We start from the raw sequence: 16686 nt of genomic DNA, 5'->3' as shown, positions 1-16686 counted from the left end.
TCAGGCTTCCGGCTGAACGACCCGGTCCGGGTGAAGCAGTTCGAACCGCTCCAAATCCGCCGAGAAGAGACGGACCTGGACATCCATCCCGTCCTCCCGGTCCGTACGTCCAACCACTTCACCATGCTGGTAAAGCCAGGCCAGCGCCGCGCCATCCGTTACCGCAAGACGCACCTCCACGGATTTCATCGAGCGCGTCAGATACTGGTCCAGAATCTCGAACAGATCCGGCAGGCCTTCACCTGTGATAGCCGAGATCGCAACCGCATTCTCACGCTTCGGCACAGCTTCGACACCGCCGACCAGATCCGCCTTGTTCAGCACCTCGATCGTGCGATCCGACCAGTGCGCATCAAGCATGCCATCGCGCACCATGCCATCCAGCACGTTCAGGACATCCGCCCGCTGTGCCGCACTATCGGGATGCGAAATGTCGCGGACATGCAGGATCACATCCGCCTGCGCTACTTCTTCAAGCGTCGCACGGAACGCCGCGATCAGCTCTGTCGGCAGTTCACTGATGAATCCCACCGTATCGGACAGGATCACATTCCGGCCCGACGGCAGGCGCAGGCCCCGCATCGTCGGGTCCAACGTAGCGAAAAGCTGGTCCTGCGCATGGACGGACGCTCCCGTCAGCGCATTGAAGAGCGTGGATTTTCCCGCATTGGTGTAGCCCACAAGCGCCACGACCGGAAACGGAACGCGCTTACGGGATTCACGATGCAGACCGCGGGTCCGACGGACCTGTTCCAGCTCTTTCTTGATCTTGCCGATCCGCTCGGCCAGCATCCGGCGATCCGCTTCCATCTGCGTCTCACCCGGACCACCAAGAAAGCCGAAGCCACCGCGCTGACGCTCAAGATGGGTCCACAGCCGCACAAGACGCGACCGCTGATATTCCAGATGAGCCAGTTCAACCTGCAACACACCTTCACGGGTGGCCGCACGCGCGCCGAAAATATCAAGAATCAGCCCCGTCCGGTCCACAACCTTGCAGCCCAGCGCCTTTTCAAGATTGCGCTGCTGACCGGGTGACAGGCGCGCATCGATGACGACTACATCCACATTGTCGAGCTTGACCGCCTCGGCCAACTGCTCGACCTGACCGCTGCCCAGAAGCGTGGAAGGGCGACGCGCCCGCAACAAAATGGCAGCCTGGCGCACCACCACCAGCCCGATCGATGCCGTCAGTCCGACTGCTTCTTCAAGACGCGCATCGGCCGCACGGATTTCTTCCTGCGGTCCCGATTTCTCCCACGGCAGGATGACAGCCGCCCGGGTTGCAGGTTTTTTGGTCTCGAAACCGCTCAAAGCTCTTCTTCCATGAAATGGGATATCGCCGCCACCGGCATGATGGTGCTGACGGCATGTTTGTAGACAAGCTGCACATGACCATCACGGCGCAGCAGCAGGGTCTGGGCATCCGACTGGGCCACAATGCCCTGAAGCTTGACGCCATTGACCAGAAAGACGGTCACGGAAGCTTCCGTCCTGCGCAGATGGTCGAGAAAAACCTCCTGAACGGCTCGGGCACCGGCAGAAGAGGAAGGGTCTGAAGTCACGCGGTTATCAGTCGACTGAAGGAAAAGGAGAAAAGCCGGCGCATCATCTCAACTGCTCACCGGCGTGGATTGCGCGCTGGAACGCTCGTCATTCGTCGTCACCCCAAGCTGCTTGAGCTTGCGATGCAGCGCACTGCGCTCCATGCAGACGAAGCTGGCCGTCCGGCTGATGTTACCACCAAACCGCATGAGCTGCACCTGAAGATACTGCGTCTCGAACAGGTCCCGCGCCTCCCGCAGCGGCAGACTCATGACATCCGCACCCGAATTGAGCCGCGTCATGGACGGCGCGCCCTGACTGATGGTGGCGGGCAGCATGTCCGCCCGGATCGGATCGTTGCCCGTCCCCGGCATCATGATCAGCAGCCGCTCCATCAGATTGCGCAACTCACGCACATTCCCCGGCCATTCATAGGATTGCAACGCCGCAAGTGCATCAACGGACAGCTCCCGGACCGGAAGACCCGAGGACTGCGCACAGCGTTCAAGAAAATGCCGCGCCAGACCCGGAATATCCTCCCGCCGTTCCCGCAGGGACGGGATCCGCAGCGGCACGACCGCCAGCCGGTAATACAGATCCTCGCGGAACCGGTGCGCGGCAATCTCGGACTGAAGGTCGCGGTTGGTCGTGGCAATGACGCGGATATCCACCTTCACCCGCGTATTGCCCCCCAGCCGCTCGAACGTCTGGTCCTGAAGCGCCCGGACGATCTTGCCCTGCGTCTCCGGCGGCATGTCTGCCACCTCGTCGAGCAGCAGCGTTCCACGATGCGCGCGCTCCAGCACGCCGCGACGCATCGGCTGGCCGTCCTCGCCTTCCAGACCGAACAGTTCCTCCTCGAAGCGGTTGGGCGCCAGCGTTGCACAGTTCAGGGCAATGAACGGCCCTTCCGCACGACGGGACCGCGCATGGATCATGCGCGCCGCCACCTCCTTGCCCGAGCCAGCCGGACCACTGATCAGCACGCGCGAATTGGTCGGGGCGACACGCTCGATCTGGGCACGGATGGCGGAGATGACGGGACCATCCCCCGAAAGGGTCGTCTCCGGCCCGGCCCGCAGCCGCAGTTCCGCATTTTCCCGCCGCAGACGCGCCGCTTCCAGCGCACGACGCACCACCACCAGAAGCCGGTCCGACTGGAACGGCTTCTCGATGAAGTCATAGGCCCCGAGCTTGAGGCTGGACACCGCCGTCTCGATGGTCCCATGCCCCGAGATCATGAGCGTCGGCAGCCCCGGCTCCTCGGTCTGGAAGATCTTGAGCAGTTCGATCCCGTCCAGCCGCGACCCCTGCAGCCAGATATCCAGAATCGCCAGCGACGGACGATGGGCACGGAAAAGCTCGAGCGCCTGATCCGAATTCGCCGCAGTCCGGGTCTTGTAGCCCTCGTCGTTCAGAATACCCTCGATGAGGAACCGGATGTCCGGTTCGTCATCGACGATCAGGATCTCATGTTCCATCTGCTGTCCTCATGGTCTGAAGGTCCGTTCCAGCCGGGAGATGGCTCTCCTGCTCCCATAACGGCAGGGACAGGGTAACACGCGTTCCCCGCCGCCCGGCCGCCGGGCCACGGGACAGGTCTGGTTCCCGATCAGTGAGCTGAACCATCCCGGAATGGTCCTCCATGATCTTCTTGACGATCGCAAGGCCGAGGCCGGTGCCCTTCGCCTTGTGGGTTACATAAGGCTCGGTCAGCCGGTGGCGTTCCACCGTCGGCAGGCCGATCCCGTCATCTTCTATGTCTAGCAGGACATGCCCGCCGCGAATGTGCAAGCCCACCACAATGTGTCCAATTGGCTGCACTGGCTGCCCGGAAGCGTTTTCTCCCGGTTTTCCGCGGCCTGCCATGCTGATGGCATCGGCTGCATTCTGTAACAGGTTTGTCAGCGCCTGGCCGATGAGTCGCCTGTCACACCGGACGATCGGCCCGGATGGCGGCAGCCCCGTCGTCTCGAACACGATTTCGGGATGAGCGTTCCGCTGAAGCACCAGCGCCTCCCGACAGAGCCGTGAGAAGTCCTCTGGCTGCATGACGGGCTGTGGCATCCGCGCGAAGGCGGAGAACTCGTCAACCATACGCCCGATGTCGCCCACCTGCCGCACGATCGTATCCACAAGCTGCGTATAGGTGTCGGGATCGGACTGGATTTCCTTGAGGAAGCGCCGCTTCAGGCGCTCTGCCGCAAGCTGGATCGGCGTCAGGGGGTTCTTGATCTCATGCGCCACACGCCGCGCCACATCGGCCCAGGCCGCCTTGCGCTGCGCGGACTGAAGATCCGTGATGTCATCGAAGGTGACGACATAGCCCGCGACTTCCTGCCCGCGCAGTTCCGCCACGACGCGCACGAGAAGCGTCCGCCCCGCACCGGCCCCAGCGCCTTCGCCCGGACCACCTGGACGCTGCGCGCCTTCCGTGTCCACCTGGATTTCCGCGGTATGAACGCGCTCCGGGGCCATGCGGGCAGCCTCCAGAAGACCCGAAAACTCCGGTACCCGGTCCGTCAGTTTCCGGCCGATGGCTGGCTGGAGATCACGCTGGAGCACGCTGGAGGCTGCACGGTTCGGCAGTTCGATGACCTGCATCCGGTCCAGCCCGATCACACCCGCCGACACACCCGCCAGCACGGTTTCGGTAAAGCGGCGGCGCTCGTTGATCTGGTCATAGGCCTGCATCAGCTCGGAACGCTGGCTTTCAAGCTGGTCCGTCATGCTGTTGAACGCCCGGGACAGCCCCGTGACCTCGTCGTCCTTATCCTGCCCCGCATCATCGGGGACGGGCACCCGCACACCCAGATCCCCTTTGGAAATCCGCTGGGCCGCCAGAATGAGCAACCCGAGCGGATTGGCGATGCGGTTGGCCAGCGCCAGCCCCGTCAGCATCCCGACCGCCAGAACCAGCAGCCCCATCAGCGCGAAAATGACCGCGAACAGAACCTGCGTCTTACCGCGATTGGTAATCAACCTCTGGTAATCCGCAACCAGCGCATCCGTCCGGCGCATATGCTCCACGACATCCGGATCGACCGGACGGGTAATGACCAGCATGAGGCCCGAATTGCCCCCCAGAGCCACCACGGCACGCACCCTGCGCTGATCCGGCCGGTCAAGAATCACGGCCTCACCGTGCTGGGCCAGTTCCACCACGGATTTCGGCGGAAGCGGTGGGGCGGTCGTCATGTCCGCGTCGCTGCCCAGAAGACCACCGACCGCCAGAACCTTGTAGGTCAGCGGATCAAAGACCTCCGCATCCGTCAGGCCGCGCTCGGTGACTTCGTCATCAAGAAACTCCTGAAGACGCGCCGGATCATGGAAAAGATCGATCCCACGCGAGAAAAGCTCATCGTTCTGGACCGTGATGAGCGTGTTCGCCAACGCGAACGCCTCGGTCCGGGCGTTGTCGTTATGCTCCCGCAGATAGCCGACCGCGACCGAACGGGCCTCCGTCAGGGCATCGTTCACACGATTGGAGAACCAGATTTCCACGCCATAATGAAAGAACAGCGTCGCCACCGCGCCCACCACGATGGTCGGCGCGACCGCCACGATCCCGAACAGCGTAATAAGCCGAACATGCAGCCGCGCGCCCGCCAGACCGAGCCTGCGCTCCGCCAGCATCCGCCCGATCTGCACCACGGCCGCCGCCGCAATCAGCATGAGCATGATAAAGTCGAGCAGGAAGACAATCGCCTGAACCTGCGGACGATGCGCCAGAGACATGCCCCCCGACAGCACGACGAAGGTCGCGAAGGCGAGCACGAGCGCCATGACTGTCAGAAGAACCGCCCCGTTGGCACTCGTCAGCCTTGCAAACAGGCGCCTCAGGGCAGGAAATCTCACTCGTCAATGCCTTTCGGGATCGTGATGTCCAGCTCACGGATCCGCTTGCGCAGGGTGTTGCGGTTCACCCCCAGAATGGCGGCGGCCCGCAACTGGTTTCCACAGGTCCGGCGCAGGACCATCGTGATCAGTGGTCGCTCGACCTCGCCCACCACACAGGCATGCAGATCGCCGGCGCCGTTTTCCAGATCGCCCTCAAGATATTCGGACAAAGGACGTTCCAGCGCCCGCTCCAGCCCGCGCGGGCGGGCGGTGCCCGTTCCCGCCGCAAGCCGACAGACCGCACTGATCCGCTCCGGCCCCATGCGCTGCGCGGACGGCAGCGCCGAGAGCCACTGATGCAGCCCCGTTGCAAGACCGCCCTGCCGAAGAAGCAGGACAGGATCATGCCGGCTGCCCGCAATCACGCGCAGATCCGTGTCCTCCTGGCCCAGCCAGTCCATGAACCGGTCCTGCATCAGCGGGCACAGACAGTCGATTTCATCCAGCAGAAGAGTCCCCCCCTGCGCCTGCTGGATCCAGCCCGCCTCACCATTTCCGAACAGGGCGGTTTCACGCAGCGCACGCGGCGTCGCAGTCAGCGCCGCAATGACGAAGGGATTCTGCGCCCGTGGGCTGTGACTGTGCAGCCGCCGGGCCACGTCCTGCCGGTCCAGCCGGGACGCGCCGTACAGAAAAACCGGATGACAGCCCTGCTCGACCAGTCCTGCTGCGGAATGCTGCGTCATGGCTGCCACGAAAGCGCCAGACTGCTCACGTCCTCAGGCCGCTTCACGCGTACCGTCGCGGCTCAGACTGCCCGTCGGGCCAGCCTCACGGTTGCGCACGACACCGGCGTCGATATGACGGTCATAGAACGCTGTCAGAAGCGCAATAGCCTCGGCTGCGCTCTCGACACCGTTGATGGTGGAGCGGAACGTCGCAGACCCCGGCAGCCCGGCGGAATACCAGGAGACGTGCTTGCGCGCGAGCCGCAGACCGGGCCGCTCACCGAAATGATCAAGCATCATCCGGTAATGCCGCAGGGCAATCTCTTTCTCGGTCGCCAGATCCGGGTCCGGCACATCCTCGCCGGTCCGCAGGGACTGCGCTACCTGCGCCGTAAACCAGGGGCGCCCGTAACAGCCCCGTCCGATCATGACACCATCAGCCTGTGACTGATGCAGCGCCTCCCGCGCATCGCGGATGGTATTGATGTCCCCGTTGACGATGACGGGCAGCGACACCGCATCCTTCACCGTTTTGACGAAATGCCAGTCCGCCGTACCGTTATAAAACATCTGCCGCGTGCGGCCGTGCACGGTCACGAGCCGGATTCCGCTCTCTTCCGCGATCTTCGCCAGACGCGGCGCATTGAGGGAATTGTGGTCCCAGCCCATGCGCATCTTGAGCGTCACGGGCACATTCACGGCCCGCGCCGTCGCTTCGAGCAGCTTTCCGGCCAGAACCTCATCCCGCATCAGCGCGGAGCCCGCCATCTGCCCGATCGCCACCTTCTTCACCGGGCAGCCGAAATTGATGTCGATGAGATTCGCGCCCCCATCCACCGAGATCTTCGCCGCCTGTGCCATGGCCTCGGGATCACACCCGGCGAGCTGGACCGCATTCGGCCCGCGCTCGGCCATTCGCGCCATGCGCATGGTGTTCTCGTTCTCACGGATCATCGCCCAGGATGCGATCATTTCCGACACGACGAGCCCCGCCCCCAGATCGCGGGCAAGCTGACGGAACGGCAGATCCGTGACCCCCGAGAGCGGAGCAAGAATCACCGGGTCCTCGATCACCACGCCCTGCCCCAGATCAATGGGTTTCAGAACGCGGTTCGGGGGTGCTGCGGAAGGCACGTCAGAGGCGGCGGAGGGAGAAGAAGCAGTCATGGCAGGATCAATTTACCGTCCCGCCCCCGCAAGCGCAAACGCTCCTTTGCACGCAACCCACTCCCTGTCCGTGCGCTATGCCCTCAAGAGTTTCCACGCCCTTTCCCACCCCCAATTCCTGGAGAAGAGCATGCCACACATCACGACCAGTGACGGAACCCGCATCCATTACGAGGAACAGGGGCACGGACGTCCCATCGTCATGATCCATGGCTGGACGTTCTCGGGACGCTTCTTCCACCGCAATGTCGGTCCGATCTCCGAACAGGCCCGCGTCATCACCGTGGACCTGCGCGGACATGGCCGGTCCGAGAAGCCCCAGTACGGTTACCGCATCGCCCGTCTGGCTGCCGATCTGCGGGATCTTCTAGCTGCTCTCAACCTTCACGACATCACGCTTCTGGGCTGGTCGATCGGCTGCCCCATCATCTGGTCGTATCTCGAACTGTTCGGATCAGAACGCATCCGCAATGCCATTTTCGTCCAGCAGACCCCGAAACAGTACTATTCCGCCGACTGGAAGCTCGGACATGCGGCCTGCTACGATCAGGCCGGCCTGACCGCCGTGCAGCAGCAGCTCACCCTAACGCCGGACGCGTTCGACAGGAGCAATCTGGAAAGCTGCATCTGCCACCCGCTTCCCGAGGATGAAAAAGCGTTCCTGCTCCGGGAAATGGCACAAAGTCCCGCTCATGCCCGCAGCGCCATGATGGCGGATCACACCACGCAGGACTGGCGCGATATCCTGCCCCGTTTCACGCTCCCCGCGCTGATGATGATCGCCCGCAAGGACAAGGTCCTGAATCCGGATGGTCCGGCCTGGGTGGCGCAGCACATGCCCAACTGCACGGGAGTGGAGTTCGAGGACAGTGCCCACATGGTCTTTCTCGACGAAACCGAGAAGTTCAACCGCACCGTTCTCGACTTCATCAAGAGCTGATCCCATGACGACATTCCCCTTCAGCTTCGGCATGAACGAATTCACGACCCTGCCCTGGTCCTTCGAGGAAGACGTCACCCGTTACTGCGCGCTTGGCGTGGACGCGATCGAGATCTGCGAAGCCAAGCTCGATCCGAACCGCCTCGACGAACAGATGCGCCTCGTGAAGGAGAGCGGCCTGACCGTCAGCGCTGTGCAACCATCAGTACGGACCTTCTTCGGCAGCGCCATGGCCCCCGAACCCAGCACGCCCGAAGCCCGCGTCGAACGCCTGGCCCGGAGCCTGAAAACCCTTGCCCCCCATGTACCCGGCAGCGTCTTCGTCACCAATACCGGCGCCCCGCCCAAAGGAAACATGCGCCGGACGATGGACGAGACGGTGCGCTATCTGCGGGAGCTCTGCCCCCTTGCGGATGATCTGGGCGTGTCCCTGTCACTGGAGCCGCTCAACCCGACCTCCGTAAACACCGAGAGTGCGATCTGGACCATCGAACAGGCGATGGACATCATCGACGGCGTCGGCCACCCGGCCATGGGTCTGTGTCTGGATTACTGGAACATCTGGCAGCAGAAGGACGTCTGCGCCGCCATCCGGGCCGCGGGCAGCAAAATCAATGTCCTTCAGGTCAGCGACTGGCGCACCCCCTATTCCGCAACGGACCGCCTGATCCCCGGAGACGGTTGCATCCCGCTCCACGAAATGCTTCACGCCACATGGGACGCCGGCTTCCGCGGAGCCTGCACGGTCGAGATTTTTTCTTCGGACGTTCCAGACAGCCTCTATGACCGTGACCTGAACGAAGTCATCCGCTTCTGCCGTGAAGGACTGGATCAGGCCTGGACCGGTACGGCCTGATTTCCAGTCGGCCAGTTTTCAGTCCACAGGCCCTATTTCTTCACGGTGGCGCTTCAGGCCATCCTGCGTGATCACGAAGCGACCGTCATCACGCAGTTCCGACAGCCCAAGCCGCTCCAGCCGTTCCAGACAGGGCTGGTCCTTCAGCCCCGTCGGCCGCCCCGCCGACGCGCACAGCAAAAGCCGGTGCAGCGTGGAGCGGCAGCACGTCTCAAGATAAGGCTCGTCATAGGATTCAGCAGCAGATGCGTCGGACATGCCTTCGCATCTATCGCGTCCCCGCCCCACCGCCAAGCCAAAACGCCTTTCCTCCTCTGCCGCCCTCAGGGTGCGATGCCAAAGCGCGAAGCTGATGCGTCCCACCCAGGATTAGGGTATGGAAACAATTCATGATCGACCTCGGAACGCTCGTCACCCCGCTTCTGCACCGCTTCGACACCGAAACGGCGCATGAACTCGCCATTCACTCCCTCGCCCTCGGCCTCGGCGGCCAGGCCCCGAAAGACGTGCCGGCCTTCGCGACCCGCACGCTCGGCCTGCGCTTTTCCAACCCGATCGGCCTCGCCGCCGGGTTTGACAAGGACGCCCGCGCCATCCGCCCGCTCGCAAAGCTGGGCTTCGGCCATATCGAGGCCGGGACCGTGACTCCCCGCCCCCAGCCCGGCAATCCCGGCCCACGCCTGTTCCGGCTGGTGGAAGATGGCGCGATCATCAACCGCATGGGATTCAATGGCTGCGGCGTGGACCGCTTCTGCCGACGCCTAGCCCGTCTGCACCGCCCGATGCCCAATGGCAGGATGCGCGGCCCCACCGTCCCGCTCGGCGTGAATATCGGCATCAACAAGACCGGCTCCGACCCGCTGCGGGACTATCCGGACCTCGTGGCGCGCGTGCGGCCCTACGCCGATTACATCACCATGAACCTTTCCTCGCCCAACACGCCGGGCTTGCGGGATCTTCAGTCGGCCGCCATGCTGAAAGAGCTTCTGGCCGCAATCAACACCCGCAATCCGGAGCGTCCGCCGCTGCTGGTCAAACTCGCGCCGGATCTGGATGACAGCTCCTACGAGCCGATCATTGAAGCCGCCATCGAAGGCGGCGCACAGGGCCTGATCCTGACCAACACGACCATCGCCCGTCCCGCGAGCCTGCGTGACCCGGCGGCCCGCGAAAGCGGTGGCCTGTCCGGCCGTCCCCTCGCACCGCGCTCCCGCGAGGTGCTGCAGATCGTCTCGGGACTGAACAAGGGCCGGCTGGCGCTGATTTCGTGTGGCGGCATCGAGACCGGCGAAGACATCCTCGCCCGCATCCGTATGGGCGCGGATATGGTGCAGATCTATTCATCCTTCGTGCTTCAGGGCCCCGGCATCCTATCCCGCATGAAACACGAACTGCTCGAAGCCATGCGGCGCGACGGCTTCGAGACGATCGCCGACGCTCACAGCGTTGACCGTCCGGCCTGACCCGCCGGTCACATCACGGTTCAGGGCACCTTTCCTTATCCCGGAAAGGTGCCTTTTTCGTATCCGCCCGTGCCCCGGTCCGAAACTGCCGGAGCGGAACGATCGAACCCCTGCCGCTGCAAACCGTTGAAAACCCATCAAGACACTGGACGGAACTCCCACGCATGACCAGACGGCCTGCCGCGCCCGCCTCTTCAGACCTTTCCCGCTGGCGCCCCGGAACTTCTTCTGGACATGCTCTGGGATGTTTTTTTCTGGTGCTCGGACTGCTCTGCGCCGCAGTCAGGCCCGTCAGCCCGGCGCTGGCCGCCGCGCCCCAGCCGGCGGCACAGCCTGCGAAAGATGCGCCCAAGGACGCTTCGAAGGACACTCCCTCCGACCCGGGGAGCAATTCCGGTCTCGGCTGGACTGCCGTGTCCACCTCCATCGGTCACCAGCTCGACGACAGTGCCACGGTGCTCCGGCAGGTCTTCGCGACACTCAACCGCAAGGACGTGAACACCGGCAACAGCGAACTCGACGACCTGTCGTCGCAGGTCCAGAAGGTCCAGCAGAACACGCAGGACGCCGTCACACAGATCCAGTCCTATGACAGCATTACCGAATCTTTCCTCAAAATCCTCGGCCCCAAGGCCGCGGAAAACGAGGACCCTTCCGTTACGGCACAGCGCCAGCGGATGCAGCAGAACTCCCAGTCCGTGAAATCGGCCCTGATGCGGGCCAAGCTGTACAATCTTCAGGCCCAGCAGCTCGGCACCGCCATCAACGCCCGCCGCACCCGCCTGCAACACGCAGCCCTGTCCGAACGCACAACATCCCCCCTGGCGCCACGCTTCTGGAACACACTCCTGACCGAGCGTGCGGAAAACCGCTATTCGCTGCATGCTGGCGGCGTCCTGTCTGACTGGCTCTATCTCCTGATCGGCTGCGCCATCACCTTCCTCGCCATCGGTCTGAGCTCCCCGCTGATCCTGCGCCTGCTCAAACGCTGCGGCGCGCATTTCCGCACGGCAACCGAGGACAGCGTGAAGGAAGCCCTCTCGGGCAGCATCATCGCCATCACGCTCAATGGCGCCCTCGAAGCTCTGGTCGCCACACTGGTCTGGTTCATCTGGGCAGCGGCGGCCCTCCCCGACGGCGGCGGTCCGATCGGCGCCATCATCGGCGAGACCGTGCCCGTCTGCGGCTTCATCATCGGAGCTGGCCTGCCCATCTTCGGCCGCAGCGGTGTCCTGGCCCAGGGCAATCCCGGCGAACGCAAAGCCCTGCGTGGCGTGGACTGGATCCTCGCCATCAGCGTCCTGATGCTGGACCTCCTGCGTGCTTTTCAGGCACAGGATGCCTTCGGCCAGACCCTTCAGCTCCTGCTGGAAATCGCTTTTTCGATCGCCATTGCGCTCTGCGCCGTGGATACGTTCCGCAGGCTCGGCAACCAGAACGACACCCGCGGCTTCGCCCCCTCCGCACTAGGGGTCTCCAGCCTGCTTCTGGCCGTCACGATCATTTCCATCCTGCTCGGCTATGTGGCCTTTGCCTTCACGCTCAATGGCTGGCTGCTCTCCCTGGGCACCGGCGTGGCCATCGTCACGCTTCTCGGCCTGTGCTGGCGCGACGTGCTGGACCGGCTGTTTTCCGAAGGCGGCTTCTTCAGCCGCCGTCTGGTCCAGCTCGGCCTCACCCAGCGGCGCCTGTCGCAGATCGGAGTGATCCTCTCCGGCCTCGGAAACGTCCTGCTGCTGCTGCTGCTGTTCTCCATCGCCCAGACGGACGGCAGCTTCAGCGTCGCCGATATCACCAACCGTCTCTGGCTCCTGTTCGTCGGCAACACCATCCACGGCGTGAAGATCTCACTCGATACCGTGGTTCTGGCCATCGTTCTGCTGGTGGTGGCCTATTACGCGATCCGTCAGACGCGCGGTTGGATCCGGGACCGCTTCTTTCCCACCACGCGGCTGGATATCGGCAGCCGCACCTCGATCCTCAGCATCTTCACCTACTGTTCATGGATTCTTGTGGGCCTCGGCATCCTTTCCCTCGCCGGTGTGTCCGTCCAGAACTTGACCTGGGTGGTCAGCGCGCTTTCGGTAGGTATCGGTTTCGGCCTGCAATCCATCGTGCAGAACTTCGTCTCGGGTGTAATCCTGATGGCCGAGCGGCCTGTGCGCGTGGGAGACATGGTCGAGATCGCGGGCACGCGTGGCGACGTCAAGCGCATCAGCATCCGCGCCACCGATATCGGCCTGAGCGACGGCTCGACCATGATCGTCCCGAATTCCCAGTTCATCACCACGAGCATCAAGAATGCCACCCTCAGCGGAGCAACCGGCGTTCTGACCCTGACATTCAAGATCCCGCTCACGACCGATCCCGAGAAAGCCAAGGCCATGCTGCTGGAAGTCGCGGCGCATCGCGACGAAGTCCTCGCAACACCTTCACCAAAGGTCCGTGTCAGCGCGATCGCGGGGGACAGTCTGACCATGACCCTGAGCGTCGCCCTCGTCTCGGCCCGCGATGGGGGGAGTGTTCAGGATTCCATTCTCTTTGACGTCTTCCGCCGTTTTCATGCCGAAGACGTGGCCATCACGACAGCCTGATCGGAAAATACTTCGCAGGACTCCGGCAAATACTCGATTTCCAGACAGACTGGCCTTAAAGTCAGTCTGTCCAGAGAGGCCAGGATCCAGACCGATGCCATCCCCGACAAATATTTCCGGAGAAAAGACAGCCGGACAGGTTTTTCACCTGCCCGTCCGTTCGAAGACACTCTCCATGGCGGAAGCGGCGGTCCATCTGGGTCTGCCGGAACGCAGGCTGAAACTGCTGGCCCTTCTCGGCACCGGTCCGGCCCGCACCCAGACCCCGGACGGCAAAATCGCCTATCGCCGCGAGGATCTGGAACTCTATCTTACCGCCCTGCACGAAAAGGCCGACATTTCCGGAACGGAGATGACACGCCGCCGCTCGCAGGCCGCAGCCACCCGTCAGCGGGCGCTGGAACTCGTCCAGATTGGCAGCAGAACCGGCTTTCCCGATCCGGACCCGTTCATGATGCTGGCCACCGGCGCGGAAGCGCGCCAGCATGCCTGCTTTTTCATCATCAAGGTCATGGCGCTGTTCGGACTGATCATGCTGTGCATTTCATCCACCCCGCTGCTCCGGGTGCATTTCAACTGACGGATCATTTCTGACCTGCCAGTTCAGTCTTTTATTGTCAGTCTCTCATTCGAAGCCGCAGAGAACGACCTTCCCAATCCCCTTGCCGCTTTCAAGCAGTTCGTGCGCCCGGCGCAGATTGGCAATGGTAATCGGACCGAGCATCTCATGCAGGGTCGTCTTCAGAAGTCCGGCGTCCACAAGCGCGGACACCTGCGCCAGGATTTTCCCCTGTGCAGCCATATCCGGCGTCTCGAACGCCGGGCGAGCGAACATGTATTCCCAGTGCACGGAGAGGCACTTGCGCTTGAACGGCATGATGTCGAACTCGGCCGGATCATCAATCAGCGCCAGTGCCCCCTGTGGCGCAAGCGAGCGCACGATCGCATCCCTGTGCTCTCCCGACGCTGTCAGACCTGCAACATAACGCACCTGCGGAATCCCGATCCGGGCCAGTTCCTGATCGAGCGGCCGGCGGTGATCAATGACGTGATGAGCCCCCATTTCCCGGCACCAGTCCGTCGTTTCGGGGCGTGATGCCGTGGCGATAACCGTCAGTCCCGTCAGGCGGCAGGCAATCTGTGTCAGGATTGATCCTACACCCCCGGCACCTCCGACAATCAGGAGTGCATCGGGATTTTCCATGTCACCCAGTCGCACGCCGAGACGATCGAACAGCAGCTCCCAGGCCGTGAGGGCAGTCAGCGGCAAAGCAGCAGCTTCAGCATCGGAGAGGGTCTTGGGCGCGCGGGCAATCAGACGTTCATCGACTGCCTGAAAGCGTGCGTTACTTCCCTGTCGGAGGGCACTGCCGGCATAAAAGACGCGGTCTCCGGCCCGGAAACCACGCACCTGTCCGCCGGTCGCGACAACGGTTCCCACGGCGTCATACCCGAGCACCCGGGGCTCATCACCGGGCGGGTCCATCGCGCGCAGTTTCGTATCAACGGGATTGACTGAAACAGCCCGGATTTCCACGACCACATCCCGCGGCCCCGGAACAGGCGTGGGAATATCGATCTCGATCAGCGCATCAGCCTCGTCCATGCGGGTCGCACGCCTGTGTCCGAAAGCTTTCATGGGGATGATCCTTTCCTTCAGAGGGCCGCAGCCACGGCTCAGCCGTGGCGGTCCATCAGCATGTTCGTCACCGCGGCCTTGAAGGGCAGAAGGCGGTTGGCCACCGCCAGCCCGGCCCGCCGCGCCATCAGGAACGGTGCCTCGTCACGGGTATAAACCGTCGCAATCGCATTGGTTGCGGCAAAGAGCGGGGCGGTCGCCAGACGATGGGTACGCTCGAAACGCGCCAGAACGGATGGATCACCCGCATCTCCCGGCCCGTCCGCAATCGCCCGCGCCAGAACTTCCTGCCCCTTGAGGCCCAGATTGAACCCATGCGCCGTAATCGGATGCATCCCCACGGCCGCATCCCCGATCAGCGCCAGACGCGGGGCCTGGAAACGGTGTGCATAGACCGCCTTGAGCGGATAGACACAACGCGCACTCTCCAGTGTCATCTGCCCCATCCGACCCTGCGTCCGGGCCGTGATGTCTTCGCTGAATGCCTTGCCATCAAGCGCCCTGAGACGCGCGATTTCATCCGGCTCCAGCGTCAGGACAAGCGACGAGCAGGACCCCGGACGCTCATCGGGCGCGACCGGCAGAAGGGCAATCGTCTGCCCCTCGTCAAACCACTGAAGCGCCGTATTCGCGTGGGATTCAGGATGCCGCATCCGGCAGACCATGATGTTGCGCTGGAAGTCGTGAACGATCGCACCGATCCCGGCTTCGGCCCGCAGACGGGAAAAACGTCCATCCGCCGCGACCAGAAGATCAGCCTCGATCCGCTCTCCACCCGCCAGAACAACACCCGCAGACCGTGCGTCATGCCACGAACTGGCAATCCCCTGCCCTGCCCGGATGTCCACACCCGGCGTCCGCGACGCCACGCGATACAGGGCGCGCCGGATCAGATGGTTCGCCACCATATGGCCCAGAGCATCCGGCCCCTCCGCTGGCGCATCGAACAGAAGCGGCGGATTGCCGGATTTTCCAGTCTCGATCCGGGCCGTATACATCGGGCAGATGCTGCCACCCGGGATCTCATCCCAGGCGCCAATGGCCTTGAGCCATTCCGATGCATGATGCGTCAGGGCGATTTCCCGGCCATCGAAAGGCGGATCTGCCAGCACATCCGCCGGGGAACGCTCGACAACACAGACCCTGCGTCCATCCCGGCCAAGCGAAATGGCACAGGCGAAACCAACCGGGCCGCCACCGGCAACAATGACGTCGTAACGCATCAGATCACCCGGCGTCCGCAGGGAACCTGATGGCGTCTCCCTTCCAGATCGCCATGTAATCGTCGATGTCCGGCCGCTTGCGTTCATCCGAATGCTTCGCCGGCGTTCCCACGAACAGGAAACCCGCCAGACGGTGTGGCTCGGGCAGACCCAGCGCCTCAAGAAGAGCGCGGTCTTCACAGAACGGCCCCGTGACCCACATTCCACCGAATCCGGTCGCATGCAGCGCGTTCAGGACATTCATCGCCCCCGCTGCCACGGCCATTTCCTGCTCGATGACCGGGATCTTGCCTTCCGGCTGCACATGCATTCCGAGCGCAATGATCATCGGCATGCTGGAAAAGCGGTGATGGCGCTTGGTTTTCTTGGCCGCAGGCGCATCAGGCTCCTGCCGTCCCATGGCTTCCACCACGAGATCGGCGAACGCCTCACGATGCTTGCCCTTGATGACCGTATAGCGCCAGGGACGCATCTTCCCGTGATCCGGGGCCCGCAGACCGACTGACAGGATGGTTCGGAGTTCATCCCCCTTCGGCGGAGGCTCGACAAGATGGTCCGTCGAAGCGCGGGAGAGAAGGACGTCGAGGGGGGAATGATGATGTGCCATAATCAGGGAAATATGGCCCGATCTCCCCTCCCCGCCAAGGGCAATTTCCAGACTCCGCCAATCTCAAGGGATAGTGACGGCCTT

General features: G+C 63.2%; 15 protein-coding genes. 5 read left to right on the top strand and 10 right to left on the bottom strand.

The window, feature by feature from the left end; genetic code table 11:
- From hflX to dusB, 6 genes are all read right to left on the bottom strand, one after another.
- Positions 1-1314, bottom strand: a complete 1314-nt coding sequence (gene hflX / locus ABF859_RS02580; protein ID WP_415525874.1) for a GTPase HflX — start codon at positions 1312-1314, stop codon at positions 1-3.
- Entirely contained in the window at positions 1311-1565 is a 255-nt protein-coding gene (gene hfq / locus ABF859_RS02575) for an RNA chaperone Hfq (RefSeq protein ID WP_415525872.1), read from the bottom strand. The genes hflX and hfq overlap by 4 nt, the downstream gene beginning before the upstream one ends.
- 48 nt (positions 1566-1613) lie before the next feature.
- Complete coding sequence (locus tag ABF859_RS02570; protein WP_415525870.1) at positions 1614-3026, bottom strand: sigma-54-dependent transcriptional regulator; 1413 nt, start codon at positions 3024-3026, stop codon at positions 1614-1616.
- The gene (locus ABF859_RS02565; protein ID WP_415526173.1) at positions 3016-5331 is read right to left on the bottom strand and encodes an ATP-binding protein; all 2316 of its coding nucleotides are present in this window, start codon (positions 5329-5331) and stop codon (positions 3016-3018) included. Before ABF859_RS02565 ends, ABF859_RS02570 begins: the two co-directional genes overlap by 11 nt.
- A gap of 68 nt (positions 5332-5399) precedes the next feature.
- The gene (locus tag ABF859_RS02560; RefSeq protein WP_415525868.1) at positions 5400-6131 is read right to left on the bottom strand and encodes a sigma 54-interacting transcriptional regulator; all 732 of its coding nucleotides are present in this window, start codon (positions 6129-6131) and stop codon (positions 5400-5402) included.
- A gap of 33 nt (positions 6132-6164) precedes the next feature.
- A complete protein-coding gene (gene dusB, locus ABF859_RS02555; RefSeq protein ID WP_415525866.1) occupies positions 6165-7280 on the bottom strand; it encodes a tRNA dihydrouridine synthase DusB in 1116 nt (371 codons plus the stop codon).
- A gap of 130 nt (positions 7281-7410) precedes the next feature.
- Between dusB and ABF859_RS02550 the strand changes: the two genes are divergently transcribed.
- Together ABF859_RS02550 and ABF859_RS02545 are read left to right on the top strand one after the other, a co-directional pair.
- Positions 7411-8220 (top strand): alpha/beta fold hydrolase, encoded by an 810-nt coding sequence (locus tag ABF859_RS02550; RefSeq protein WP_415525864.1) that lies wholly within the window; start codon positions 7411-7413, stop codon positions 8218-8220.
- Between the two features lie 4 nt (positions 8221-8224).
- Complete coding sequence (locus ABF859_RS02545) at positions 8225-9076, top strand: sugar phosphate isomerase/epimerase family protein (RefSeq protein WP_415525862.1); 852 nt, start codon at positions 8225-8227, stop codon at positions 9074-9076.
- Positions 9077-9094: 18 nt separating this feature from the next.
- Here the strand turns inward: ABF859_RS02545 and ABF859_RS02540 are convergent, their stop codons facing one another.
- The gene (locus ABF859_RS02540) at positions 9095-9334 is read right to left on the bottom strand and encodes a hypothetical protein (protein ID WP_415525860.1); all 240 of its coding nucleotides are present in this window, start codon (positions 9332-9334) and stop codon (positions 9095-9097) included.
- A 131-nt stretch (positions 9335-9465) separates the two neighbouring features.
- On the opposite strand from ABF859_RS02540, the gene ABF859_RS02535 reads away from it, so the two are divergent.
- The 3 genes from ABF859_RS02535 to ABF859_RS02525 all read left to right on the top strand — a co-directional run bounded on the left by ABF859_RS02535 (position 9466) and on the right by ABF859_RS02525 (position 13713).
- Positions 9466-10539, top strand: a complete 1074-nt coding sequence (locus ABF859_RS02535) for a quinone-dependent dihydroorotate dehydrogenase (protein ID WP_415525858.1) — start codon at positions 9466-9468, stop codon at positions 10537-10539.
- 164 nt (positions 10540-10703) lie between these two features.
- On the top strand, positions 10704-13133 hold the full coding sequence (locus ABF859_RS02530) for a DUF3772 domain-containing protein (RefSeq protein ID WP_415525856.1): 2430 nt from the start codon (positions 10704-10706) through the stop codon (positions 13131-13133).
- A gap of 94 nt (positions 13134-13227) precedes the next feature.
- Positions 13228-13713: a hypothetical protein gene (locus ABF859_RS02525; RefSeq protein ID WP_415525854.1), complete on the top strand. Its 486-nt coding sequence runs from the start codon at positions 13228-13230 to the stop codon at positions 13711-13713.
- Between the two features lie 45 nt (positions 13714-13758).
- Here ABF859_RS02525 and ABF859_RS02520 read toward each other — a convergent pair whose 3' ends face one another.
- From ABF859_RS02520 to ABF859_RS02510, 3 genes are read right to left on the bottom strand one after another with little or no spacing between them, the layout of a single operon-like run.
- Entirely contained in the window at positions 13759-14772 is a 1014-nt protein-coding gene (locus ABF859_RS02520; protein ID WP_415525852.1) for a zinc-binding alcohol dehydrogenase family protein, read from the bottom strand.
- A 38-nt stretch (positions 14773-14810) separates the two neighbouring features.
- On the bottom strand, positions 14811-15995 hold the full coding sequence (gene ubiM, locus ABF859_RS02515; protein ID WP_415525850.1) for a 5-demethoxyubiquinol-8 5-hydroxylase UbiM: 1185 nt from the start codon (positions 15993-15995) through the stop codon (positions 14811-14813).
- Between the two features lie 4 nt (positions 15996-15999).
- Positions 16000-16602 carry a nitroreductase gene (locus ABF859_RS02510; RefSeq protein WP_415525848.1) on the bottom strand — a complete coding sequence of 201 codons (603 nt, stop codon included), beginning with the start codon at positions 16600-16602 and terminating at the stop codon, positions 16000-16002.
- Positions 16603-16686: the final 84 nt, after the last annotated feature.

It is taken from the genome of Gluconobacter sp. (assembly GCF_047722525.1).
Taxonomy (GTDB): domain Bacteria; phylum Pseudomonadota; class Alphaproteobacteria; order Acetobacterales; family Acetobacteraceae; genus Gluconobacter.
The sequence above is the reverse complement of the archived record's forward strand: the minus strand, read 5'-3'. Positions and strand labels throughout refer to the sequence as shown.

Excerpts from the sequence above, each read along its gene's own strand:
- ABF859_RS02525 (WP_415525854.1), top strand. The coding sequence starts at position 13,228 with ATGCCATCCCCGACAAATATTTCCGGAGAAAAGACAGCCGGACAGGTT.
- ubiM (WP_415525850.1), bottom strand. The coding sequence starts at position 15,995 with ATGCGTTACGACGTCATTGTTGCCGGTGGCGGCCCGGTTGGTTTCGCC.
- ABF859_RS02540 (WP_415525860.1), bottom strand. The coding sequence starts at position 9,334 with ATGTCCGACGCATCTGCTGCTGAATCCTATGACGAGCCTTATCTTGAG.
- ABF859_RS02535 (WP_415525858.1), top strand. The coding sequence starts at position 9,466 with ATGATCGACCTCGGAACGCTCGTCACCCCGCTTCTGCACCGCTTCGAC.
- ABF859_RS02550 (WP_415525864.1), top strand. The coding sequence starts at position 7,411 with ATGCCACACATCACGACCAGTGACGGAACCCGCATCCATTACGAGGAA.
- ABF859_RS02520 (WP_415525852.1), bottom strand. The coding sequence starts at position 14,772 with ATGAAAGCTTTCGGACACAGGCGTGCGACCCGCATGGACGAGGCTGAT.
- ABF859_RS02545 (WP_415525862.1), top strand. The coding sequence starts at position 8,225 with ATGACGACATTCCCCTTCAGCTTCGGCATGAACGAATTCACGACCCTG.
- ABF859_RS02560 (WP_415525868.1), bottom strand. The coding sequence starts at position 6,131 with ATGACGCAGCATTCCGCAGCAGGACTGGTCGAGCAGGGCTGTCATCCG.
- ABF859_RS02530 (WP_415525856.1), top strand. The coding sequence starts at position 10,704 with ATGACCAGACGGCCTGCCGCGCCCGCCTCTTCAGACCTTTCCCGCTGG.
- dusB (WP_415525866.1), bottom strand. The coding sequence starts at position 7,280 with ATGACTGCTTCTTCTCCCTCCGCCGCCTCTGACGTGCCTTCCGCAGCA.
- ABF859_RS02570 (WP_415525870.1), bottom strand. The coding sequence starts at position 3,026 with ATGGAACATGAGATCCTGATCGTCGATGACGAACCGGACATCCGGTTC.
- ABF859_RS02510 (WP_415525848.1), bottom strand. The coding sequence starts at position 16,602 with ATGGCACATCATCATTCCCCCCTCGACGTCCTTCTCTCCCGCGCTTCG.
- ABF859_RS02565 (WP_415526173.1), bottom strand. The coding sequence starts at position 5,331 with ATGGCGCTCGTGCTCGCCTTCGCGACCTTCGTCGTGCTGTCGGGGGGC.